This window comes from Lederbergia ruris (genome assembly GCF_018332955.1).
Lineage (GTDB): Bacteria > Bacillota > Bacilli > Bacillales > Bacillaceae_C > Lederbergia > Lederbergia ruris.
On record NZ_BORB01000082.1, the window covers coordinates 1 to 2,009 of the forward strand.

The following is a 2,009-nucleotide window of genomic DNA, read 5'->3' on the forward strand; positions in this document are numbered from 1 at the left end:
TGTAGAGTAGAAAACAGGAATTAGATATTGTCCTCTTTGTCCTCGGGGTTCAGAGTTTTCCACCTTACTAAGCCAGACAAGAGGGCAATTCCTTTTCCTGTCCCCCCTCATCAAACCGTACGTGAAGTTTTCCCTCATACGGCTTTCCGACGTTCTTCTTCCTTTGGCTTTACGGACTCAATCCGCCAATTTTACCAAAATGAATTTGACTTGGCTTATCGTGTTCTGAAGATATGCGTGTTTATGACGTTTATTTCTTTTCTTATTATTGAAGAGATTTAAACGTTGTAACACATACCAATCAATGCGATTCAACCATCTCTTGGACATTGGTGATAGTTGATAATAATTCTTGAATCCTTGCAGTCTGCGGTTCAAGCCTTTTACCAAATCTTTTATGTCCATAGACAACTTATGTCGTGGTTCTGTATAGTCTTTAATCTTCTTACGCATTTTCTTCATGGCTTTCTTGCTTGGAACATGGTTCATGATAAAGAATGTATGACCACCCTTTTTACGGATGGGAAATTTGCGATGATGAAAGCCTAAAAAATCAAATCCGTCACTATCATCCCATATATTGACGAGTCTTGATTTCTCTCGATGCAACGAAAGGTTAAGTTTCCCCATGATTGCCTGAATCACTTGCACGCTTTCTAACGCTTGTTGTTTCGTCTTGCACAAGATGACAAAGTCATCCGCATAGCGGATTAAAGCTCCTAAATGATTGAAGTTCTTTTCCCACAAAGAATCCATTACATTCAAATAGATATTCGAAAGTAATGGTGAAATCACACCGCCTTGCGGAGCTCCTAAGAGAGAATTTCTGACTTTTCCTTCTTCCATGATTCCTGCCTGTAGCCATTTTCGAATCAGCTTTAGCACCCTGCGATCACTGATTCGCTGTTTCACTAGCTTCATTAATTTATCATGGTTGATATTGTCAAAGTAACCTTGGATATCGACGTCTAATACCCAATAACTTTTCTTGCTCTCTTTTCTGATTTTCGCTATTGCTTGATGTGCATTTCTTTTGGGACGGAATCCATAAGAACAATCTTTAAAGTCAGCCTCAAAGATTGGTTCTATAACTAGTTTGGTTGCCATTTGGACAACCCTGTCCTTGATGGTTGGGATTCCTAAAGGACGTTTCTTTCCATCATCTTTCGGAATGTACGTGCGTAAGACTGGCTGCGGTCGATATCGATTCTCCTTTAGCTCTAGATAAATTTCATTAAGAAACCTTTTCTCGCCATAGGACTCAATATCTTCCATAGTTTGAGAGTCTACTCCGCCACTTCCACGTTTACTTCTTACTCTTTTCCATGCTTCCCACAAGATATCAGGTCGATAAATCTTATCATATAAGGCATGAAATCGGCGTGTCTTGCTTTCCTTGGCACAAAGGTATAATGTTTTCCAGAGTTCTTGAGCTTTTACATAATTGGTGTAGTTAGCCATTTTCTTGGCATTCACTGACTCTTACCTCCTTTGAACATATGAACGAAGCAGGGTATTGGCTTATGCCGTCCTTCCCTAGACAACGTTGTGCTGTCGCTGTCATTATCAGTACTATGACCCCCTCCGACTCCCTCTCAGTCCTTCAACCACTTCACTTATGCTTATAGGTTTCTGTTTTACTTTCCTTAGGAAAGTGACCGAGGAGGGTATCCCCAGTTCCGTTAACTACTTTCCTAACATGTCGCTCCCCATACCCCGAGGGATTCTTCGGTGCTGTGCTTCCAAGTTCCTCACACCTTCCATGGTTTTCGCCCATTGTCACCAGACTCAACTTCCCTTTGTCCTCAAAGAGGGTTGTAATTGACGAGGCGGCAGGATTCACTTTATGTTACGACCTATTAGGTTGCTCGCACTCACATATGAGTTACTTTGTCACAGGGCTTCAACCTTAGGATTTCTCCACCAGTTGCCTGTCAGCTACTGAGCGTCTTGGCACTTACTCAGGTTGGACTTCCACCAACTAGCAATTAACGGCTTGCTGGGCACGC

Annotated in this window: 1 protein-coding gene; it reads right to left on the reverse strand. The window is 41.9% G+C overall.

Translation table 11 applies throughout. The features are described from left to right. Window positions 1-177: 177 nt before the first annotated feature. Entirely contained in the window at window positions 178-1,476 is a 1,299-nt protein-coding gene (gene ltrA, locus KI363_RS21455; protein ID WP_158324461.1) for a group II intron reverse transcriptase/maturase, read from the reverse strand. Window positions 1,477-2,009: the final 533 nt, after the last annotated feature.